The sequence below is a fragment of the Pseudomonas sp. R11F genome (assembly GCF_050312575.1).
GTDB classification, from domain to species: domain Bacteria; phylum Pseudomonadota; class Gammaproteobacteria; order Pseudomonadales; family Pseudomonadaceae; genus Aquipseudomonas; species Aquipseudomonas palleroniana.
Genome location: NZ_JBNPJU010000077.1, coordinates 214,669 through 236,141 on the forward strand (window position 1 = coordinate 214,669; position 21,473 = coordinate 236,141).

Here is a 21,473-nt window from a genome sequence, read left to right on the forward strand (position 1 = left end):
ACACTTCATGAGGTCACCTTGCCGACCGGTGCGACCAGCCCGTCGTGCCACCAGGACGCCAGGCTGTAGACATGCGGCGCCTTGAGCAGGGTGAAATGGTTACCTGGGCCGTACCAGGTTTCCAGGTGATCGGTGAACCGGCTCCAGCCCTCGATCATGCCGGCCTGCTCACGCTGATTGCCCTGTGCATCCAGGCTCGGATCATCGGCCAGCACCAGGCGGACCTGGCCGTTGTAGCGCTGGCGTGGCTGGTAAATCGTGCGCAGCGCGGCACCGAAAGCACGTGCCGGCCCGAACATCACGTCAGGCGTCGAACGCGCGGAAAGCATGCCGACCTGCACCATGGCACGGTGCAACGCGACCCACTGGGCGGCTTCATCCAGGCCGGCAAACACCTGCGGATCAATCCCGAAAGGCTTGCCGGCCGCCAGTTGCATGGTTTCAATCAAGCGCTGCAATACGCCGGTCGCCGTGTAGGGCTGGCCCGCCGTACCCGTGCCGCCAGGGGCCTCACTGTCGATCAGGCTCAAGGACAGCACTTCACGCCCCTGGGCCTGCAGGCGCAGAGCCATCTCGAACGCCACCCAGCCGCCGAAGGAATGCCCGAGCAGGTGCACCGGCCCGCTTGGGCAGTGCTGCTCCAGCGCCACCAGATAGGCGCGCGCCGCCGATTCCACGCGGCTATGCGGCACCGCCTTGGCGTCCAGCCCACGAGGCTGCAGGCCATGGATCGGCCAGGCCGGTCCGAACGCGTCGGTCAGGCCGATAAACCCGGTGACACTGTCGCCGGCGCCTGGGATACAGAAGATCGGTGCTCGCCCCGCCTGCCCGCTCTGGATCGTCAACACCGGCTGATACCCCGCCTGCGTCGGCGCCGGCGGTGTAGCGTTCAGCGCCGCACCGATGGCCTTGCCCAATGCCGCGATATGCGGCGCCTGCATCATGCTCTGGTGATCGCCCGGCACATCGATGCGGTGCAGCAACGCGGCCGGCACGATCTGCTCCCAGCCCAGGCTTTCGCTGCTGCGCGAGGCCTCGTCCATGCGCTGTTCGGCGGTAAACAGATGCACCGGGATGTTCAACGGGAACAGGCTGTAATGCGCCTGCGCATGGCCGTGGGCAACCTCACGGTCCAGGTAGGCCCACAGCGCTTCACGCGACAGCGCCGCCAGTTGCGGCTGCAGCCAACCGGCGTCACGGACGCGCTGCCACAGCTGATCAAAGGCCATGTGCTCGGCTTCGGACTCCAGTTGCTCCAGGCTCGCCAGTGCGTGACCGTCCACCGGCACCTGGGCCTGGCAGTAGGCGCGGCATTGTTCCAGCAGGTGCAACTGGTGGGCATGGGCCACCGACCAGCGTGCCCTGCCCTGATCCACCAGGCGCGGCACGTGGGTATCGAGCAGGCCGAGGAACGCGACCTCCTCATCCATACCGATCAACTGCGCGGCGATTTCGTACGCCAATACCCCACCGAACGACCAGCCGGCCAGGCGGTACGGGCCGTGCGGCTGAACCCTGCGCATCAAGTCGATATGCCGCGCCGCCAGGCATTCCAGGGTGCGCAATTGCGGCTCGCCCCAGGCCACGCCCTCGAGCCCGTACACCGGAATATCGGCATCCAGGTGCTGGCCCAGCGCCGGGAAATACACGTTCAAGCCACTGAACTCATGCACCAGGAACAACGGTGCCTGCGTCCCCTCGGCACGCACGGTGACAAGCCCGTGCTCCGCCACTGGTACCTCGGTGCGCAAGCGCAACAGCGCAGCCATCGACGCGACGCTGGCATGCTGGAACAACTCCGCCAGCGTCACCTGGACCTCGACCTGAGCCAACAGGCTGACCAGACGGATAGCCAGCAGGGAATGCCCACCCATTTCAAAGAAACTGTCGTGACGCCCAACCCGTGGCAGTTTCAACGCCAACGCCCATTGGGCCGCCAGGCGTTCTTCCAGCGCATCGGCCGGTGCCTCGTAGTCGCGGCTGAGCATCACCTGCTCAGGGGCAGGCAGGGCCTTGCGGTCCAGCTTGCCGTTCGGCGTCACCGGCAGGCTGTCCAGTTGTACATAGGCACTGGGCAGCATGTACTGCGGCAGGTGGGTCAGCAGCTCTTCGCGCAACTGCTCGACCGAACCCGGCGTACCGCACAGGTAGGCGACCAGCTGTTTGCCGCTGACCTGCCCTTCGCTGTCGTCACGCGCCATGACCACCGCCGCGCGCACCCCTTCACAGGCCAGCAGCGCGCTCTCGACTTCACCCAGCTCGATGCGGAAGCCGCGGATTTTCACTTGGTCGTCGTTACGGCCCAGGTACTCCAGGGTGCCGTCCGGCAGCCAGCGGCCCAGGTCGCCGGTTTTATACAGGCGCCCCGGCACCTCGCTGAACGGGTCGGCCAGGAAGCGCTCGCTGCTCAGTTGCGGCTGGTTGAGATAACCCCGGGCGATACCGGCACCGGCGATATGAATCTCGCCGGCCACGCCCAACCCGGTCGGATGCCCATGGGCATCCAACACATACACCCGGGTGTTGGCAATCGGGCGCCCGATTGCGCGCGGATGCGGGTTGGCCGCGCACACCTCGTTGGCGGTGGCGATAATCGTGGCTTCAGTCGGGCCGTAGGTATTGAGCAAACGTGGCGTGTGCCCACTGCGCAGGAACCAGTGCTGCACCGCTTCTGGGCTCAGTTCTTCACCACCGACCACGATCACCCGTACCGAGGCCGGAATGACACTCGCATGATCGTCCGCCAGGCCCTGCCAGAAGCGCGTCGGCAGGCTGATCACCGACAAGCGCGCCTGCGCCGCCAGTGCCCAGAATTGAGCGGCATCGGTCAACCAGGCGGCACTGCGCACCACCAGGGCCGCACCACAGGTCAGCGCGGCGAAAATCTCCTCGATGGACGCATCGAAGCTGATGGTCGCAAATTGCAGCGCACGATCGCCCGCCGTCAGGCCGGTCAAGCCGCTGATTGCGCGGATCTCGTTGCACAACCCGGCATGCTCGATCATCACGCCTTTGGGCGTCCCCGTGGACCCGGAGGTGTAGAGCACGTAGGCCAGATGTTCGCCGCCTAGCCCCAGCTCAGTTGCCGACGGGTTGTGCTCGCTCAACTCACGCCACGGTTGCAGCGCACTATTCAAGGTCACCACCTGCAAGCCTTCCGGTAGCGCACCGAGCAACGGCAGCACCGCGTACTCGCTGAGCAACACACGCGGTGCGCTGTCGGCCAGCATGAACGCCAGGCGCTGCGCCGGGTAGGCCGGGTCGAGCGGCACATACGCGGCGCCGGCCTTCAGGCTCGCGAGCAATGCCACGATCATCTGCGTACCGCGCTCCAGGGCGATGGCCACGCGGTCATCAGGCTGCACACCAAGAGCGATCAAATAATGGGCCAACTGGTTGGCCTGGGCATTGAGCTCGGCGTAGCTCAGCGACTGGCCATCGAACTCCAGCGCAACCGCGTCGGGGTTACGCAGCACCTGCTGCTCGAACAGCTCATGGATCAGTTGGTCCTGCGGATCACTGGTGCGGGTCTGGTTGAAGTCCAGCAACACTTGGCGGCGCTCGCTCAGCGGCAGCACTTCCAGGCTGCTCAGCGACGCCTGCGGCGTGCGCTCCAGGGCGTCCACCAGGCTGTCCAGCGCAGCGTGCATGTACGCACACACACGCTGCGCACCGACGTCCGGGCTGACCTGGACGGTCAGCGCAAACGCCTGGCCGAAGTCATCGATGTCCAGCGACAGCGGGTAGTTGCTGCGTTCTTCACCGCCCAGGGCCTGGATACCGCTCCATACAGCCATGTCCTCACTGGAGGCATTGGCCGCGCTGTGACGGTAGTTGAGCAAAGCACTGAACAGCGGTGCCGGCGCGGCCACGCCGCTGCAACGCTGCGCCAACGCCAGGGAGGCATGCTCATGGCTCAGCAACGTGCTCAGGCGTGCATGCGTGGCCTTGACCCCGGCCTGTGCACCTTCGGCCCCAACGCTGATGCGCAACGGCAAGGTATTGATAAACAGCCCCAGGGCGCGTTCACCGCCCTGCATGCCGCCCATCAGCACGGTGCCGAACACCACATCATCCTGGCCGCAGACATGCGCCAGCACCTGAGCCCAAGCCACATGCATCAGGCTTGCGGCACTCACCCCCAGTTGCCGGGCAGCGCTGCGCAGGCGCTGGCCAAGGCCCTCTTCCACAGGCAGTCGTGCCAGTTCCAGCGTGCCACCGGCTTGCACCGTATGCAGGCCGAACGGCAGGGTCGGTTCATCAATATCGGCCAGCATCGCGCCGAAGAACGCTTCATGCTCCTGTTCGGTCATCCCCAGGCGCGCCTGGGCCACATAGTTGCGATACGGCACCGCTGCACTCAGGCGGGCTTCCTCACCCGCAAGGAAGGCCTGCAACTCGTATTGCAGGAGGTCCATGGCGACGTGATCGAACAGCATGTGATGGAACATCAGCAACGCGGCCCAGCGTTGTTGCGACCGATCGTAGGCGCACACCAGGCGCATCAACGGTGCATCACGCAGGTCCATGCGGAAATGCTGCGGGTTGAAACGCTCACGCAGTTGCGCACCGGCCTCTTCCTCGCCTTCCAGGCTGATCTCTTCCAGCGCGAACGGCACATGACGCAACACCACCTGTACCGGCTCGCTCAAGCCTTCCCAACGCATCGTGGAACGCAAGATATCGTTGCGCTCAATCACGCCCTGCAAGGCCTGGGCAAATGCCTCGAGACGCTCGCGGCTGTCGAAATGGAACGAGGCCTGTTCCAGGTACAGGTCGCCCTCATCGGCCAGCAAGTGGTGATAAAGGATGCCTTCCTGCAACGGCGTTATGCCGTAGATATCTTGCACGTTGGCCAATTGGCCCGGCACGCCGGCGACAAGGCTGTCGATTTCGTCCTGATTGAGACTGGCCAGCGGCAGCATCGACGGCGTAATGCGTTGGCACTCGGCAGTGATGCCGTTGGCCGGCACCTCCAGCGCACGGCGGCTGCCCACGACCTTGGCCAGGCCGGCCAGGGTCGGGTGGGTAAACAAGGCACCGACGTCGACCCGCAGGTCGTCCTGGCGCATGCGCTCGACCAGCTTGACCGCCAGCAGCGAATGGCCGCCCAGCTCGAAGAAGTTGTCATGCCGACCGACCTGCTCCAGTTGCAGCACCTGTGCCCAGATCAGCGCCAGGCTGCGTTCAATGCGCCCCTCGGGAGCCTGGTAATCGCGGCTGGCCACCGCCGACTGATCCGGCGCCGGCAAGGCCTTGCGGTCCAGTTTGCGGTTGGGGGTGAGCGGCAACGCGTCGAGGCTCACGAACGCCGACGGGATCATGTATTCGGCCAGCAACGGCGCCAGGTAGCTGCGCAAACCGGCCGCCGTCAAGCTGACCCCGGCGTGCGGCACCACGTAGGCCACCAGGCGCTTCTCGCCAGGACGGTCTTCGCGGGCGATCACCGCCGCTTCCTTGACCCCGGCACAGTTGCCGAGGCGCGATTCGATCTCGCCCAGCTCAATCCGGAACCCGCGTACCTTGACCTGGAAGTCGTTGCGGCCCAGGTACTCGAGGGAACCATCCGCCTGGTAGCGCGCCAGGTCGCCGGTCTTGTACATCCGCGCCCCCGGGGCGTCGTTGAACGGGTCGGCGAGGAAGCGCTCGGCACTGATCTGGTCGAGGTTCAGATACCCCCGTGCCACACCGTCACCGCCGATGAAGATCTCTCCAGCCACCCCGAACGGTACCGGTTTCTGCTGGCTATCGAGCAGGTAGATGCGGGTGTTGGCCATCGGTTTACCGATGGTGGTATTACCCGTGGTGTCGCCCGTGTGGGTCACATAAGCGGTGGTGCAGGACACCGTCGCTTCCGTCGGGCCATACGTGTTGATCAGCCGGGTATGGGCCGGGCGGACCTCGTCCCACAGCTTCAACTTCTGCGCCGACAGTGCATCACCGGTCACGTTGATCAACCGTACATGGCGCAAATGCGCCTGCGCCTGCTCCGGGCTGTGGTGCCATTCGGCGGCCAGGGTGTGCCAGTGCGCCGCCGTCAAGTGCAGGAAGGTCGGCGTGATCGCCGGGTCGCGTGCGGCCTCGGTGCCAAACACATAACGGCTTGGCGCCAGGGTCGCGCCGGCCAGCCAGGCTGGGAAGATTTCCTCCACCGACAGGTCGAAGTTCAGGGTGTTCTGCTGCAACACCGTGTCCTGCGCGGTCAGGCCGAACAGGCGTGCGGCGTCCAGGCTGTAGTTGACCAGCCCGCGATGTTCGATCATCACGCCCTTGGGATTGCCGGTGGAACCCGATGTATAGATCACATACGCCAGATGACGGGCCGTGAGCCCCGGCACCTGCGGGTTGTGCTCGGGGCCGCTGCGTGGCTCGTCCAGCAACACCTGCGCAATCGCCAGGGGCGGCAGCCGGTCCTGCAATGCGCGCTGGGTCAGCACGGCCGACGGTGCGCTGTCGGCGATCATGTAGGCCAGGCGCTCCGGCGGGTAATTGGGGTCCAGCGGCACATACGCGCCGCCGGCCTTGAGCACCCCGAGCAAGCCCACCAATACTTCATCACCGCGTTCGGCGCAGATCGCCACGCGGTCATCCGGGCCGATGCCCAGGCCGATCAAGTGGTGCGCCAGGCGATTGGCCCGGCGGTTCAACTGCGCATAACTGATGCGCTGCTGTTCGAACGCCACGGCAATCGCATCCGGATGCGCCTCGACCTGGGCTTCGAACAGTTGGTGAATGGTGCTGTCCTGCGCATAAGCCACGTGGGTGTCGTTGAGGCCGTGCAACAGGTAGTCGCGCTCGTCTTCATCGATCAAGGAAATGTGCGCCAGCACCGCCTGGTCGTCGGCAACCATGGCCTGCAGCAGGCACTCGAAATACCCCAGGTAACGTTGCAGGGTGGACTCGTCGAACAGCGCCGTGGCGTACTCCAGGGTCCCGGCGATGTGTCCCTGCATTTCGCCGAGGTCCAGGGACAGGTCGAACTTGGCAAAGTTGCCGGCCTCGCCGAGCCCTTCGAACTGCAGATCGCCCATTACCAGGCTCGGCGCATCACTGCTCTGCCAGGTCAGCAAGGTCTGGAACACCGGGCTGTGGGCCAGGCTGCGCGCCGGCTTGAGCACTTCCACCACTTGTTCGAACGGCAAGTCCTGATGGGCCTGCGCCGCCAGGGTGCGGTCCTTGGCATGGGCCAGCAACGCAGCGACGGTCAGGTCTTCGCCGGCCCCTATGCGCACCGCCAGGGTGTTGACGAACAGACCGATCAGCCCTTCGACTTCTGCACGCATGCGGTTGGCCGCCGGCGAGCCGATCACCACCTCATCCTGGCCGGACAGGCGGCAAAGCAACGCGCCCCACGCGGCCATCATGGTCATGTACAGCGTGGTGCCATGACGCTGACTCAGGGCCTTGAGCCCGGCGGTCAGGTTGACATCGAGCAACAGGCTCAAGGTCGCACCGCTGTAGTCCTGCCGGGCCGGCCGTGGGCGGTCGGTGGGCAACAACAGCAAGGCGGGCGCATCCGCCAACGCCTGCTGCCAGTATTGGCTCTGTTGCTGCAACACCTCGCCACTCAGCCAACGCCGTTGCCACACGGCGAAATCGCCGTATTGCAGGGCCAGCGGCGGCAGCGGGTCGGCCTGCCCCAGACGGAACGCTTCATACAGCGCCATCAACTCACGGGTCAGTACGCCCATCGACCAACCATCGGAAACGATGTGGTGCATGGTCAACAACAGCACATGGTGATCGTCGGCGCGCCGCACCAGGCGCGCACGAATCAACGGCCCCTGCTCCAGATCGAAGGGTTCAAGCGCCTCTTGGCTGACGTGCACCTGCAGATCGGCATCGCTGTCCACTTCCAGGCGCAGCAGCGCGAACGCCCGCTCGGCCGGCTCGATACGCACCAGCGGCTCATGGTTGTGCTGCACGAACCGGCTACGCAGCGCCTCATGGCGCGCCACGATAGCTGTCAGTGCGCGCTCCAGCGCCTGGGCATCCAGCTGACCGCGCAGCCCCAGGGCAATCGGCATGTTGTAGGCGGTGCTGGCGCCTTCCATCTGCGCCAGGAACCACAAGCGTTGCTGGGCAAACGACAGCGGTAAATCCTGGTCACGTGGCACCGGCAAGATCGCCGGCAAGGTGCTGCGTGCCGCCTGGGCCAGCACTTGACCCAACGCCGCCAACTGCGGGTGGGCAAACAACTCGGCCAGGGCCAACTCCACCCCCAGGCGCTGACGCACTTGGGAAATCAGGCGCATTGCCAGCAGCGAGTGCCCGCCCAACTCAAAGAAATGCCCCTGGCGACCGACCTGTTCTAGCCCCAGCAGGTCCTGCCAGATCTGCGCCAGCGTCGTTTCAATTTCGCCCTCGGGCGCTTCATACACCCCACTGACCACCGCATCGAGCCCCGGTGCCGGCAGCGCCTTGCGATCCAGCTTGCCGTTGGGGCTCAACGGCAGTGCCGGCAACTGAACATAGGCCGACGGCACCATGTAGTCCGGCAGTTCGTTTTGCAGGTAGGTCCGCAGGTCCTCGATCTGAGGCGCCTGCCCCGCCACGTGCGCGGTGAAGTAGGCCACCAGGCGCTCGTCGCGCACCAGTACGGCTGCTTCAAGCACCGCGGGATGGGCGGCTAGCAAGGCTTCGATTTCACCCAGTTCAATGCGCAGGCCGCGAATCTTGACCTGGTCATCATTACGTCCGAGGTAGTCGAGGGTGCCGTCCGCGCGGTAACGCGCCAGGTCGCCCGTGCGGTACATGCGTCCTTGGGCGGTGAACGGGTCGTCGAGGAAACGTTCGGCCGTCAGGTCCTCGCGATTGAGGTAACCGCGTGCCACGCCCGCGCCACCGATGTACAACTCGCCGACGCTGCCGGTAGGGACCTGTTGCCCGTAGGCGTCCAGCACGTAGAGCGTCAGGTTGCGCAACGGCTGGCCGAGCGGAATATCCCCTGCTCCATAGCTGGCAAGATCCGCATTGATGCCGTGCCAGGCGACCACGTCGCTGCACTCGGTCGGGCCATAGCTGTTGATGAATTGCGGACGCGGCGCCCGTAGTTTCTCCAACTGCGACAGTTTGATCGGCTCACCGCCGAGCACCATCCGGCGCAGGCGGCTCAAGACGTGCTGTTGATCGGCGTCGATCAACGTATAGAACGCACTCGGGGCCAGGTTGATATGGGTGATCGCCTGCGCGTCGATCTGGCGCACGATGCTCGCAGGATCAAACGGGCTGTCGGCCAGGTGCAAGGTGGCGCCGACGGCCAGGCTGGCGAAGATATTTTTCTGGGTCAGGTCGAAGCTGTGCGAGGTCAGCAACAACACCGCGTCGTCGGCGTCCAGCCCGACGTCTTCGAGGTACCAGTGGAGCATGTTGACCACGCCCTGGTGTTCGACCATCACGCCTTTTGGCTGCCCGGTGGAGCCCGAGGTATAGATCACATAGGTCAGGTGTTTCGCGCTCAGCCCGGGCACCTGTGGGTTGTCCAGCGCTTGCCCGCGCCAGTCCTCACGATCGAGGTCGACCACGGGCAGGCCGCCCGCAGCGGCCAGTTGCGCGGTCGCAGCGTGCACCAGTAACGCCGCCGGGGCGCTGTCCTTGAGCATGTAATGAATGCGTTCGAGCGGGTAGTTCGGGTCGATCGGCACATAGGCGCCCCCGGCCTTGAGAATCGCCAGCAACCCGACGATCAGCTCGGCGCTGCGCTCCACGCAAATCGCCACGCGGGCATCCGGCACCACGCCGAGCTCACGCAGGTGATGGGCCAACTGGTTGGCCTGCTCGTTAAGCTGACGGTAAGTCAGCGTCACAGCCGCCGTCTGCACCGCCAACGCATCGGGGGTGCGCATGGCCTGGGCTTCAAACAGGCTGTGTACGGTGCCGGGGTGGAGCGGCGTGTGCAGGCCACTGAGGCCGGCCAACTGCTGCTGGCGCTCCTGCTCATCCAGCAGGGGCACGCGGGCCAGTACGCCTTGATCGTCGGCAACCATCGCGTGCAGCAGGCGCTCGAAGTAGCCCAGGTGACGCTTGAGGGTCGCTTCGTCGAACAGCGCCGTGGCATAGCTCAAAGAGCCGATGATATGGCCCTGGGCTTCGCTTAACTCCAGGGACAGATCAAACTTCGCCGATGTATTGACTTGGCCGCCGTCCTCCATGATCAAGTCGCCGACGACCGGTGCGCCGCCGCCTTCACTGCCCTGCCAGGTCAACATGGCCTGGAACACCGGGCTGTAGGCCATGCTGCGCACCGGTTTGACGATGTCGACCACTTGTTCGAACGGCAGGTCCTGATGCGCCTGCGCACCCAGCGTCCGGGCCTTGACCCGCGCCAGCAGGGTTTGCACCGTCGGTTCGCCCGAGGTATCGATGCGCAGCGCCAGCGTGTTGACGAACAGGCCGATCAGACCTTCCAGCTCCAGCTGGTTGCGGTTGGCCACCGGCGAGCCGATCACCACTTCATCCTGCCCGGACAAACGCGCCAACAAGACACCCCATGCCGCCAGCAGGCTCATGTACAACGAGGTGCCATGTCGTTGACTCAGGTCCTTGAGGCCCTGAGTCAGTGCCTTATCCAGTTGCAACGCCAGCACCGCGCCGGAGAAATCCTGTTGCGCCGGGCGTGGCCGGTCGGTCGGCAGGGTCAGTATGGCCGGCGCGCCGGCCAGGGTTTGCTGCCAATACAGGTTCTGCCTGTGCAACACCTCGCCACTCAACCAGCGGCGTTGCCAGACGGCGAAGTCGGCATATTGCAGCGTCAGCGGTGGCAATGGATCGGCGAGGCCCTGGCTGAAGGCGCCATACAACAGCACCATTTCGCGGCTCAGCACGCCCATCGACCAGCCGTCAGAGGCAATGTGGTGCAGGGTCAGCAACAACACCGAGTGCTCGTCGCCCATGCGTACCAGGCGTGCGCGCAGCAGCGGCCCGTTGACCAGGTCGAACGGTGTCGACGCTTCATATTCGGTCAACACCTGCAAGCGCTGCGCGGCATCGGCCTGCCCGCGCAGGTCATCCTGCTCCAGTACAAATGAACCTTCGACAGGTGTGATCCGCAGTTGCGGCTCATCGTTATCCATCACGAAGACACTGCGCAGCACCTCATGGCGACTGACAATCCGCGCCAGTGCACGCTCCAGCGCCAGGATATCCAGCGCGCCGCGCAGGCCCAGGCCGACCGGCATGTTGTAAGCCGCCCCGGCATTCTCCATTTGCGCCAGGAACCACAGGCGCTGCTGGGCAAAGGACAGCGGCAAGGACTCTTCTCGGGACACCGGTACAATCGGCGGCAGGCTGCTGCGCCCGGCCTTGGCCACCACCTGCGCCAGCGCGGTCAGTTGCGGATGGGCGAACAGGTCCGCGAGGTCCAGCTCCACCCCGAGGTGCAGGCGCACCTGGGAGATCAAGCGCATCGCCAGCAGCGAGTGCCCGCCCAGCTCAAAGAAATGATCCTCACGCCCGACCTGCTCGACCTTGAGCACTTGGCTCCAGATCTGCGCCAGGGCAATTTCCACTTCGCCCTGGGGCGCTTCGTAACCGCGACTGAGCACTGCATCCTGATCGGGAACCGGCAGGGCCTTGCGGTCGAGCTTGCCGTTGGCGGTCAGCGGCAGGCTGTCCAGGCGCACATACGCCGCCGGCACCATGTACTCCGGCAATTGCGCCTGCAACCAACTGCGCAGGGCCTGGCGGTCAAGGGCCTGGTGTTCGGTGAAATACGCCACCAGGCGCCCGTCACGGGCCAGCACCACGGTTTCGCTGACGTCCGGGTGCTCGGCCAGGCAGGTTTCGATTTCACCCAGTTCAATCCGCACACCGCGGATCTTCACCTGGTCGTCATTGCGCCCCAGGTAGTCCAGCGTGCCGTCTTCCAGCCAGCGCGCCAGGTCGCCGGTGCGATACAGGCGAGCCTGCGGGTCCTGGCTGAACGGGTCCTGCACAAAGCGTTCGGCGGTCAGTTCCGCACGGTTCAGGTAACCGCGCGCCACACCGGCCCCCCCGACGTACAGCTCACCGGCGACACCCTGCGGCACCGGTTTGAGGTGCTCGTCGAGCAGATAGACCTGGGTGTTGGCGATGGGTTTGCCAATGTGCAGGGCCTTGCCGGCCTCAATCAGGCCGCAGGTCGCGACCACCGTGGCTTCGGTCGGACCATAATTGTTGACCACATCGAAGCGCTGCGGCGTGCTGAACTGACGCAGGCGGTCGCCGCCGATCAGCAAGGTTTTCAGGGTCGGGTGTTGCAACTGCTGACTGAACGCGTACTCCGCCACCGGAGTCGGCAGGAAGCTCACGTGCAGCGGTTGCGCCAGCCACCAGCGCAACAGCGCGTCGATGTCTTCGCTGCCCTGCTTGGCGGGTGGCAGGTGCAACGTCGCCCCCACACACAGGGCCGGCCAGACTTCCCAGGCCATGGCATCGAAACCGAACCCGGCGACACTGGAAGTGTGCCCACCCGCGTGCAGGTCGAACGCCTGGCAATGCCAGTGCACCAGGTTCTCCAGGGTGCGGTGCTCGACCATCACGCCCTTGGGCAAGCCGGTGGAACCGGAGGTGTAGATCACATAAGCCAGGTTCGCCGGCGTCAGGCCCGCCACGCTCGGGTTGAGCGTCGGACGACGGTGCCACTGGTCGCTGTCCAGTTCGATCACCGGCCGTTCGGTGTGGCTCAGCAGCGAGCGCGTGCTCGATTGCGCCAGCACCAGCACCGGGTCGCAATCCTGCAACAGGTAGTTGATGCGCTCCTGCGGGTGCGCCGGATCGATCGGCACATACGCCGCACCGGCCTTGAGGATCGCCACCAGGCCGACCAGGGTTTCCAGGCTGCGGCGCGCGCAGATGGCCACCCGGTCATCCGGACGCACACCCTCTTCGAGCAGGCGGTGGGCCAACTGATTGGCGCGCTGATTAAGCTGGCGATAAGTGATGTGCTGGTCGTCCTGGCGCACGGCCGTGGCATCCGGCTGGCATTCGACCTGAGCCTCGAACAGGCGGTGGATAGTCTGCGCCTCGGGGTAATCGACGGCAGTGGCGTTGACGTCAACCAGCACGGCATCCCGTTCGGCGGCCGACAGCACCGAGAACTGACTCAACGGCTGGTGTGGCGTGTGCTCCAACGCGCTGACCAGGTGTGCCAGGGCCACCTGCATAAAGCCGCAAATCCGTTGCGCACCGATTTTCACCAGCGCCTGGGCGTTGAGCTGGAAGCCGGCGCCAAAATCATCGACGTTCAACACCAGCGGATAGTTGGTGCGCTCTTCCATGCTCACCGCCTGGATACCGTCCCACGCGGCGATATCCGCGCTAGAGGCCTCGACCGGCGCGCTGTGCCGGTAGTTGAGCAATGTATTGAACAGCGCCTGCGTCGCCGGCAGGCCGCTGCACTGTTGGGCCAGGGACAATGACGCGTGTTCATGGGCGAGCAATTGCGACAGCCGCTCATGCGTGACACGCACGGCCTCGCGGGCACCCTGCCCGCCGATGCTCACACGCAGCGGCAAGGTATTGATGAACAGGCCCAAGGCACGGCCGGCGCCTTCACCGCCTTGCAGGCGGCCGAGCAACACCGTGCCGAAGACCACATCGTCACGCCCCGCGACCTGCGCCAACACCTGGCCCCAGGCCAGGTGCACCAGGCTGGCGGCGCTGACGCCAAGCAAGCGCGCCTGCTCGCGCAAGCGCCCGCTCAGTTGGCTGTCGAGCATCAGGTGGGCTTCTTCGACACCGCTGCCATCGCCCTGCACATCGCGCAGGCCGAAGGCCAGGGTCGGTTCATCGATGTCGCCGAGCATGCCTTCGAAAAAGCGTTCGTGGGCCTGTCGATCCGCGCCCAGGCGCGACTGCGCCACATGGTTGCGATAAGGAATCGACGGCGCCAAGTTTTCGGTGTGGCCTTTCAGGCTGGCCTGGACTTCTTCGATCAGCACCTCAAGCGCGGTGTGGTCGAGCACCATGTGATGGAACAACAGGATGCCGACCCAGCGCTGATGGGCGCTGTCCTGCGCGTAGGCCAGGTGCATCAGCGGCGCACGGCTCAGGTCAAGACGGTAATGGCGTGGGTCGAACTGCTCGTGCAACTGCGTCAGCACGTCACCGTCCGCCGGGTCGATCACCACCTCTTCCAGCCCCAGGGTTGCCTGACGCCAAACCACCTGTACCGGATCCTCGAGCCCTTCCCAGGCGATGCTGCTGCGCAGGATGTCGTGCCGCTCGATCACGCTTTGCAGCGCTTTGGCGAACAGGTTCACCGGCTCAGGCCCGGTGAAGGTGAACAACATATGCAGCAGGTAGGCATCGCCTTGCGGCGCCGCCAGATGGTGGTAGAGCATGCCGTCCTGCAGCGGCGCCAGGCCGTAGATATCCTGCACATTGCGCACGCCGCCCGGCACGCTCGCGACGATGCGGTCGATAGCGGCCTGGTCTAGGTCGGCCAGGGGCAACAGGTCCGGGGTGATGCGCTGGCAGTCCGGCTCAATGCGGTTGGCCGGCACCTCCAGTGCCTGATGCCCGCCGACCGCCGCCGCCAGCGCCGCCAGGGTCGGCTGGCCGAACAGCACGCGCACATCGGCGCTCAAGTCCATCTGGCGCATGCGTTCGATCAATTTGACCGCCAGCAGCGAATGACCACCCAGTTCAAAGAAGTTGTCGTGGCGACCCACCCGCTCCACATCGAGCAACTCTTGCCAGAGCGCGGCAAGGGTCAGTTCCATCTCGCCTTCAGGGCACTCGTATTCGCGACGGGCCAGGGCATCGCCATCGGGGGCCGGCAAGGCCTTGCGGTCGAGTTTGCCGTTGGTGGTCAGCGGCAAGCGCTCAAGCAGGACGAACGCACTGGGCACCATGTAATCGGCCAGGGACACCAGCAACTGCGTACGCAGCTCGGCGGCCGACGGCTCAGCGCCCTCGGCGGCGATCACATAAGCCACCAGGCGCTTGTTACCGGGGGCGTCTTCACGGGCAATCACCACGGCTTCGCGCACGCCCTCACAGGCGGCCAGGCGGGCTTCGATCTCGCCCAGCTCGATACGGAAGCCACGGATTTTCACCTGGTCGTCGTTGCGGCCCAGGTAGTCAATGCTGCCGTCCGCCAGCCAGCGTCCCAGGTCACCGGTCTTGTACAGACGCGCCTGCGCACGACCGCTGAACGGGTCGGCGATAAACCGTTCGGCATTCAACTGCGGCCGGTTCAAGTAGCCACGGGCAACCCCCGCGCCCCCCACGTACAACTCGCCGACGACACCGACCGGCACCGGTTCGCGCTGGTCGTCGAGAATATACAGTTGCAAGTCCGGAATGCGCCCGCCAATCGGGCTGACGCCGACCCGCTGCGCATCCGCCGCTTCAAGGGCGCGATACGTCACATGCACGGTGGTTTCGGTGATGCCGTACATGTTCACCAGTTGCGTACCGGCGTTGCCTGGGCGTGCGTACCACGGCTTGAGAATCCCCGGTTCCAGGGCCTCACCACCGAATATCACCTGGCGCAGGGAATGCTTCAGCGCACTCTGGCCCTGGGCCGCAATCAACGAACGGAAGGCACTCGGCGTCTGGTTGAGGATGGTCACCCCGGCGCTGCACAACAGTGCATAACAGGCGTCCGGCGAACGGCTGGTGAGCTGCGGTACCACCAGCAACTGCCCACCGTGGATGAGCGCGCCCCAGATTTCCCAGACCGAAAAGTCAAACGCAAACGAGTGGAACAGTGCCCAGACATCCTGATCGTTGAAGTTGAACCAGCCCTCGGTGGCGCTGAACAGGCGTGCCACGTTGTGGTGCTCGACCATCACCCCCTTGGGCAGGCCGGTGGAGCCGGAGGTGTAGATCACGTACGCCAGGTTGGCCGAAGTCAGGCCCGGGACGTGGGGATTCTGAGTGGACTCCCCCTGGCAATCGCCGCCGTCCAGTTCGAGAACCGGCACCGACACCTCGGCCACCCGGGCACGGGTCGCCTGCTGCACCAGCACCGCCATCGGTGTGCTGTCTTGCAGGGTGTAGCTGATGCGTTCCTGCGGGTACGCAGGGTCAATCGGCACATAACCGGCGCCGGCCTTGAGGATGCCGAGCAGGCCGATGATCATGTCCAGCCCGCGCTCGACGCAGATCGCCACCCGATCATCCGGGCGCACGCCCAGGCTCAACAAGCGATGCGCCACCTGGTTGGCGCGGCGATTCAAGTCGCCGTAGCTCAGGCGCAGGTCTTCAAACAGCACCGCCGTAGCGTCAGGTCGTAAAGCCGCCTGCAGCTCGGCCTGGTGATGCAGCAATGCGGTATCGGCGAACAGGCTGTCGGTGGCGTTCCAGTGTTGCAACAATTGTTCGCGCTCGCCCGCCGGCAACATCGCCAACCCTTGCAGCGAAGCCTGCGGGGTCTGCTCCAGGGCTTGGACCAGGTTCTCCAGGACGCATTGCATGTAGCCGCACACTCGCCCCGCGCCAATCGAACCGTCGGCCATGACCGACAGGCTGAACGCCTCTCCCATGTCGTTGACCGACAGGGTCAGCGGGTAGTTGGTGCGCTCCTTGCTGTCGACCACGGCAATGCCTTCCCAGGCCGTCTGCGCTTGTGCCGAAACGTCCGCGCCGCCGAGCTGGCGATAGTTGAGCAGCGAACTGAACAACGGCGTCGACGCCGCCACTTGGCTGCAGCGTTGCGCAAGCACCAGCGAGGCGTGCTCATGACCGAGCAAGCCGGTCAGGCGCGCATGGGTACTCTTGACCATGGCGCGTACGCCGGCTTCAGCGAGGCTGACCCGCAGCGGCAAGGTGTTGATGAACATCCCCAGGGCACGGTCTGAGCCTTCACCGCCCTGCAAGCGCCCCAGCAACACGGTGCCGAACACCACATCCGTGCGCCCCGACACACCACCCAGCACCCGTGCCCACGCCAGGTGATACAGGCTGGCCGGCGTCACCCCCAACTGGCGGGACTGCGCGCGCAGGCGCTGGCTGAGGCGGTCATCGAGCATCAGGACGACCTCTTCGACACCGTGGCCCTCACCCTGCACGTCCTGCAGACCGAAAGGCAGGGTCGGTTCATCGATGTCCCCGAGCATCTCGCTGAAGAACGCCTCATGCTCTTCGCGACTCACGCCCTGGCGCGCCTGAGCCACATAATGACGGTACGGCACCGACGGTGGCAGCAGGGCCTCTTCGCCACGGGTATGGGCTTCGATTTCCGAGATGAGCATACGCAGCGACGTGGCGTCATCCACCAGATGGTGCAGCAGCAACACCGCGACCCAGCGCTGGTTGGGCGCATCCTCGCTGTAACCGATGCGCATCATGGGCGCCTGGCGAATATCCAGGCGGTGGTGACGCGGGTTGAGGCACTCGGTCAATTGCGTGGCGATATCCCCGGCGGCCGGGTCCAGGTGAATCTCATCCATCCCCAGTTGCGCCTCGCGCCAGACCACCTGTACCGGCTCGTCGAGGCGCTCCCAGACCACGGCGGTGCGCAGGATGTCATGTCGCGAAATCACGCCTTGCAGAGCCGCGGCAAAGCGTTGCAGGCGCTCGCGGCTGTCAAAGCTGAAGGTGATGTATTGCAGGTACGGATCGCCTTGGGCCGCCGCGAGGTGGTGGTACAAAATCCCCTCTTGCAGCGGCGCCAGGCTGTAGATTTCCTGGACGTTACACGCGCCGCCCGGCACGGTTGCGACGATGCGGTCGATAGCGACCTGATCCAGCGTGGCCAGGGGCAGCATTTCCGGGGTGATGTGCGCGCAGCCTTCTGGGACACGATTGGCGGGCACCACCACGTCCTTGCTCGCATCGGCCACGGCGGCCGCCAATGCGGCCAGCGTCGGCTGGCCGAACAGCACGCGCACATCGGCGCCCAGCCCGACCTGGCGCATGCGCTCAATCAGCTTGACCGCCAACAGCGAATGGCCGCCCAACTCGAAGAAGTGATCCTGGCGGCCCACGTGTTCAACACCGAGCAAATCCTGCCAGATCGCGGCAATCGTGGTTTCCACCTCGCCCTCGGGGGCTTCGAACTGGCGACGCGCCAAGGCGTCGGCATCCGGCGCCGGCAACGCCTTGCGGTCCAGCTTGCCGTTGGTGGTCAACGGGAACTGCGCCACCCGCACAAACGCAGCGGGCACCATGTAGTCAGCCAGGGACACCAGCAACTGCGCACGCAGCTCGGCGGCCGACGGATCGGCCCCCTCGGAGGCGATCACATAGGCCACCAGGCGCTTGTCTCCCGGCTCATCTTCGCGGGCGATCACCACCGCTTCGCGCACGCCTTCACAGGCGGCCAGGCGGGCTTCGATCTCGCCCAGCTCGATACGGAAACCACGGATCTTCACCTGGTCGTCGTTGCGCCCCAGGTAGTCAAGGCTGCCGTCCGCCTGCCAACGCGCCAGGTCACCGGTCTTGTACAGGCGCGCCTGCGCACGACCGCTGAACGGGTCGGCAATGAACCGCTCGGCATTCAACTGCGGCCGGTTCAAGTAGCCACGGGCAACCCCTGCGCCACCCACGTACAACTCGCCGACCACGCCCACCGGCACGGGTTCGTTCTGGTCGTCGAGCACATACAGTTGCAAGTCCGGAATGCGCCCGCCAATCGGACTGACGCCGACCAACTGCGCATCCGCCGCTTCGAGCGCACGATACGTAACATGCACGGTGGTTTCAGTGATGCCGTACATGTTCACCAGTTGCGTACCGGCGTTGCCTGGGCGTGCGTACCACGGCTTGAGAATCCCCGGTTCCAGGGCCTCGCCGCCGAAGATCACCTGGCGCAGGGAGTGCTTGAGTTCGCTCTGGCCCTGGGCCGCGATCAACGAACGGAAGGCACTCGGCGTCTGGTTGAGGATGGTCACCCCAGCGCTGCACAACAACGCATAACAGGCGTCCGGCGAACGGCTGGTCAATTGCGGCACCACCAGCAACTGCCCGCCATGCATCAGCGCGCCCCAGATTTCCCAGACCGAGAAGTCAAACGCAAACGAGTGGAACAATGCCCACACGTCTTGCTCATTGAAGTGGAACCAGCCCTCGGTGGCGCTGAACAGGCGCGCCACGTTGCGGTGTTCGATCATCACACCCTTGGGCAAACCGGTGGAACCGGAGGTGTAGATCACGTAGGCCAGGTGGGCCGAAGTCAGGCCCGGTACATCAGGATTCCGGGTGGATTCGGCCTGGCAATCGCCACCGTCCAGTTCGAGCACCGGCACCGACACCTCGGCCACCCGAGCACGGGTCGCCTGCTGCACCAGCACCGCTACCGGCGTGCTGTCCTGCAGGGTGTAACTGATACGTTCCTGAGGATACGCCGGATCGATCGGCACATAACCGGCCCCGGCCTTGAGGATGCCGAGCAGGCCGATGATCATGTCCAGCCCGCGCTCGACGCAGATCGCCACCCGGTCATCCGGGCGCACGCCCAGGCTCAGCAAGCGATGCGCCACCTGGTTGGCGCGGCGGTTCAAGTCGCCGTAGCTCAGGCGCCGGTCTTCAAACAGCACCGCCGTAGCGTCGGGTTCGGCCGCTGCCCGGGCTTCGACCTGCTGGTGGATCAAGGCGCTGTCGGTAAATACGCCATCGCCGCTGTTCCAGTGGTGCAACAAGTGCTGGCGCTCGGCTGTCGGCAGGATGCCCAGGGTTTGCAACGCCGCCTGCGGCGTGTGTTCCAGCGCGGCCACCTGGCTTTCCAGGGCGGCATGCAGATAATCCGCGATCCGCGCCGCGCCGATTCCGGCATCCGCAAGCACCGTGATATGAAAATCTTCACCCAGGTCGTCGAGGTTGACGGTCAGCGGGTAGTTGGTACGCTCTTCAGCGCCCAGCGCCTGGATGCCGGCCCACGCCGTCTGCGCCTCGGCACTGCCGCCGGTTGCACTGTGGCGGTAGTTGAGCATGGCACTGAACAGCGGCGTCGGCGTCGCCACGGCGCTGCAACGCTGAGCCAGGGCCAGCGAGGCGTGTTCATGCTGGAGCAATGCGGTCAACCGCTGGTGGGTCAGTTTCAGGCCGCTGCGCACGCTTTGCTCGCCCACGCTCACACGCAGCGGCAGGGTGTTGATGAACATCCCCAGGGCACGGTCAGAGCCCTCGCCCGCGTGCATCCGGCCCAGCAATACGGTGCCGAACACCACCTCCTGGCGGCCGGAGACTTTACCCAGTACCTGGGCCAGTGCCAGGTGCATCACGCTGGCCGCACTCACCCCCAACTGCCGGGCCTGCACGCGTAGCCGTTGGCTCAAGGCGTTATCCAGCATGCGATGGCTTTCTTCGATGCCATGACCGTCACCCTGCACGTCCTGCAGACCGAACGGCAGCGTAGGCTCATCGATGTCACTGAGCATCTCGCGAAAGAACGCTTCATGCTGCTGTTCACTGACGCCCAGGCGAGCCTGCGCCACATAGTTGCGATACGGTACCGGCTCGCCCAGGTGCTCGGTCTGCCCCAGCAGGAAGGCTTGCATTTCGTGCTGCACCACCTCCATTGCCGTATGGTCCAGGGCCATATGGTGAAACAACAGCACCGCCACCCAGCGCTGGTTCGGCGAGTCCAGCGCGAAGGCCACCCGCATCATCGGCGCCTGGCGGATATCCAGGCGGTAGTGACGCGCATCGAAGCGGCTGCGCAACTGGCCCAGCACATCGCCGTCGCGCGGGTCCAGATGCAGTTCTTCACTGATCAACGTGGCCTTGCGCAGTACCACTTGCATCGGTTCATCGAGGCTTTCCCAGACCACCGTGGTGCGCAGGATGTCGTGGCGCTTGATCACGTACTGCAACGCCTGGGTGAAGTGCTCCAGCCGCGCACGGCTGTCGAAGGCATACAGCGATTGCAGCAAATAGGGGTCGCCCTGCTCCGCCGTCAAATGGTGGTACAACATGCCTTCCTGCAGCGGCGCCAGCGGGTAGATGTCCTTGACGTTGGCCAGGCCGCCCGGCACGGCGTCGACAATCCGGTCAATGGTCGCCTGGTCCAGGGTCGTCAACGGCAGCATCTGCGGCGTAATGCGGTAGGCCGGGCTCAACCAGTCCCCCCCATTGCGCGCGATCAACTCCAGCAATTGCGCTTTGTGTCCGCGCAAGTGGTCGATCAACCCATCGTCGAGCCCCTCATCGTCGCCCAGGATGACGAGGTCATCCTCTTCACGTTGCAGGTGGATCGCGTGAGTCGAAAGAACTGCCATCAATTCGCTGAAGTGCATGGTGTGACCTGCTTAAGATTCGAAAACAGTGACGAGAAAGTCCGGTTTCAATTGCAACCTGAGCACCCGGCGTCAAACAGCAGCGTGCGGCCCGGCATGGGCTCGACGCTGTCGCCGTCAGGTTCAAAAAGTGATGGGTTGAATGCGTGCCCCAGGGCTTCCCACAGGGCTGGAAAACTAAAACATCCACGCAAAGGTGTATGTCATAGGAAGCAGGGACAACGTAGGGGTGACACGTGACTGTCAAAAACGCGCACGCCCGACAGACCGGCGCGGTTCACCCGCGTCGGTCTGCCAGGCGTGTGTCGA

General features: G+C 65.0%; 1 protein-coding gene. It reads right to left on the reverse strand.

Annotated elements, in window-relative coordinates; genetic code table 11:
* Positions 1-5: 5 nt before the first annotated feature.
* Positions 6-21,164 carry a non-ribosomal peptide synthase/polyketide synthase gene (locus ACQRBV_RS25265; RefSeq protein WP_411984689.1) on the reverse strand — a complete coding sequence of 7,053 codons (21,159 nt, stop codon included), beginning with the start codon at positions 21,162-21,164 and terminating at the stop codon, positions 6-8.
* Between the last annotated feature and the right edge of the window lie 309 nt (positions 21,165-21,473).

Coding starts and splice junctions, on each gene's coding strand:
- ACQRBV_RS25265 (WP_411984689.1), bottom strand. CDS start 21,164: ATGCACTTCAGCGAATTGATGGCAGTTCTTTCGACTCACGCGATCCAC.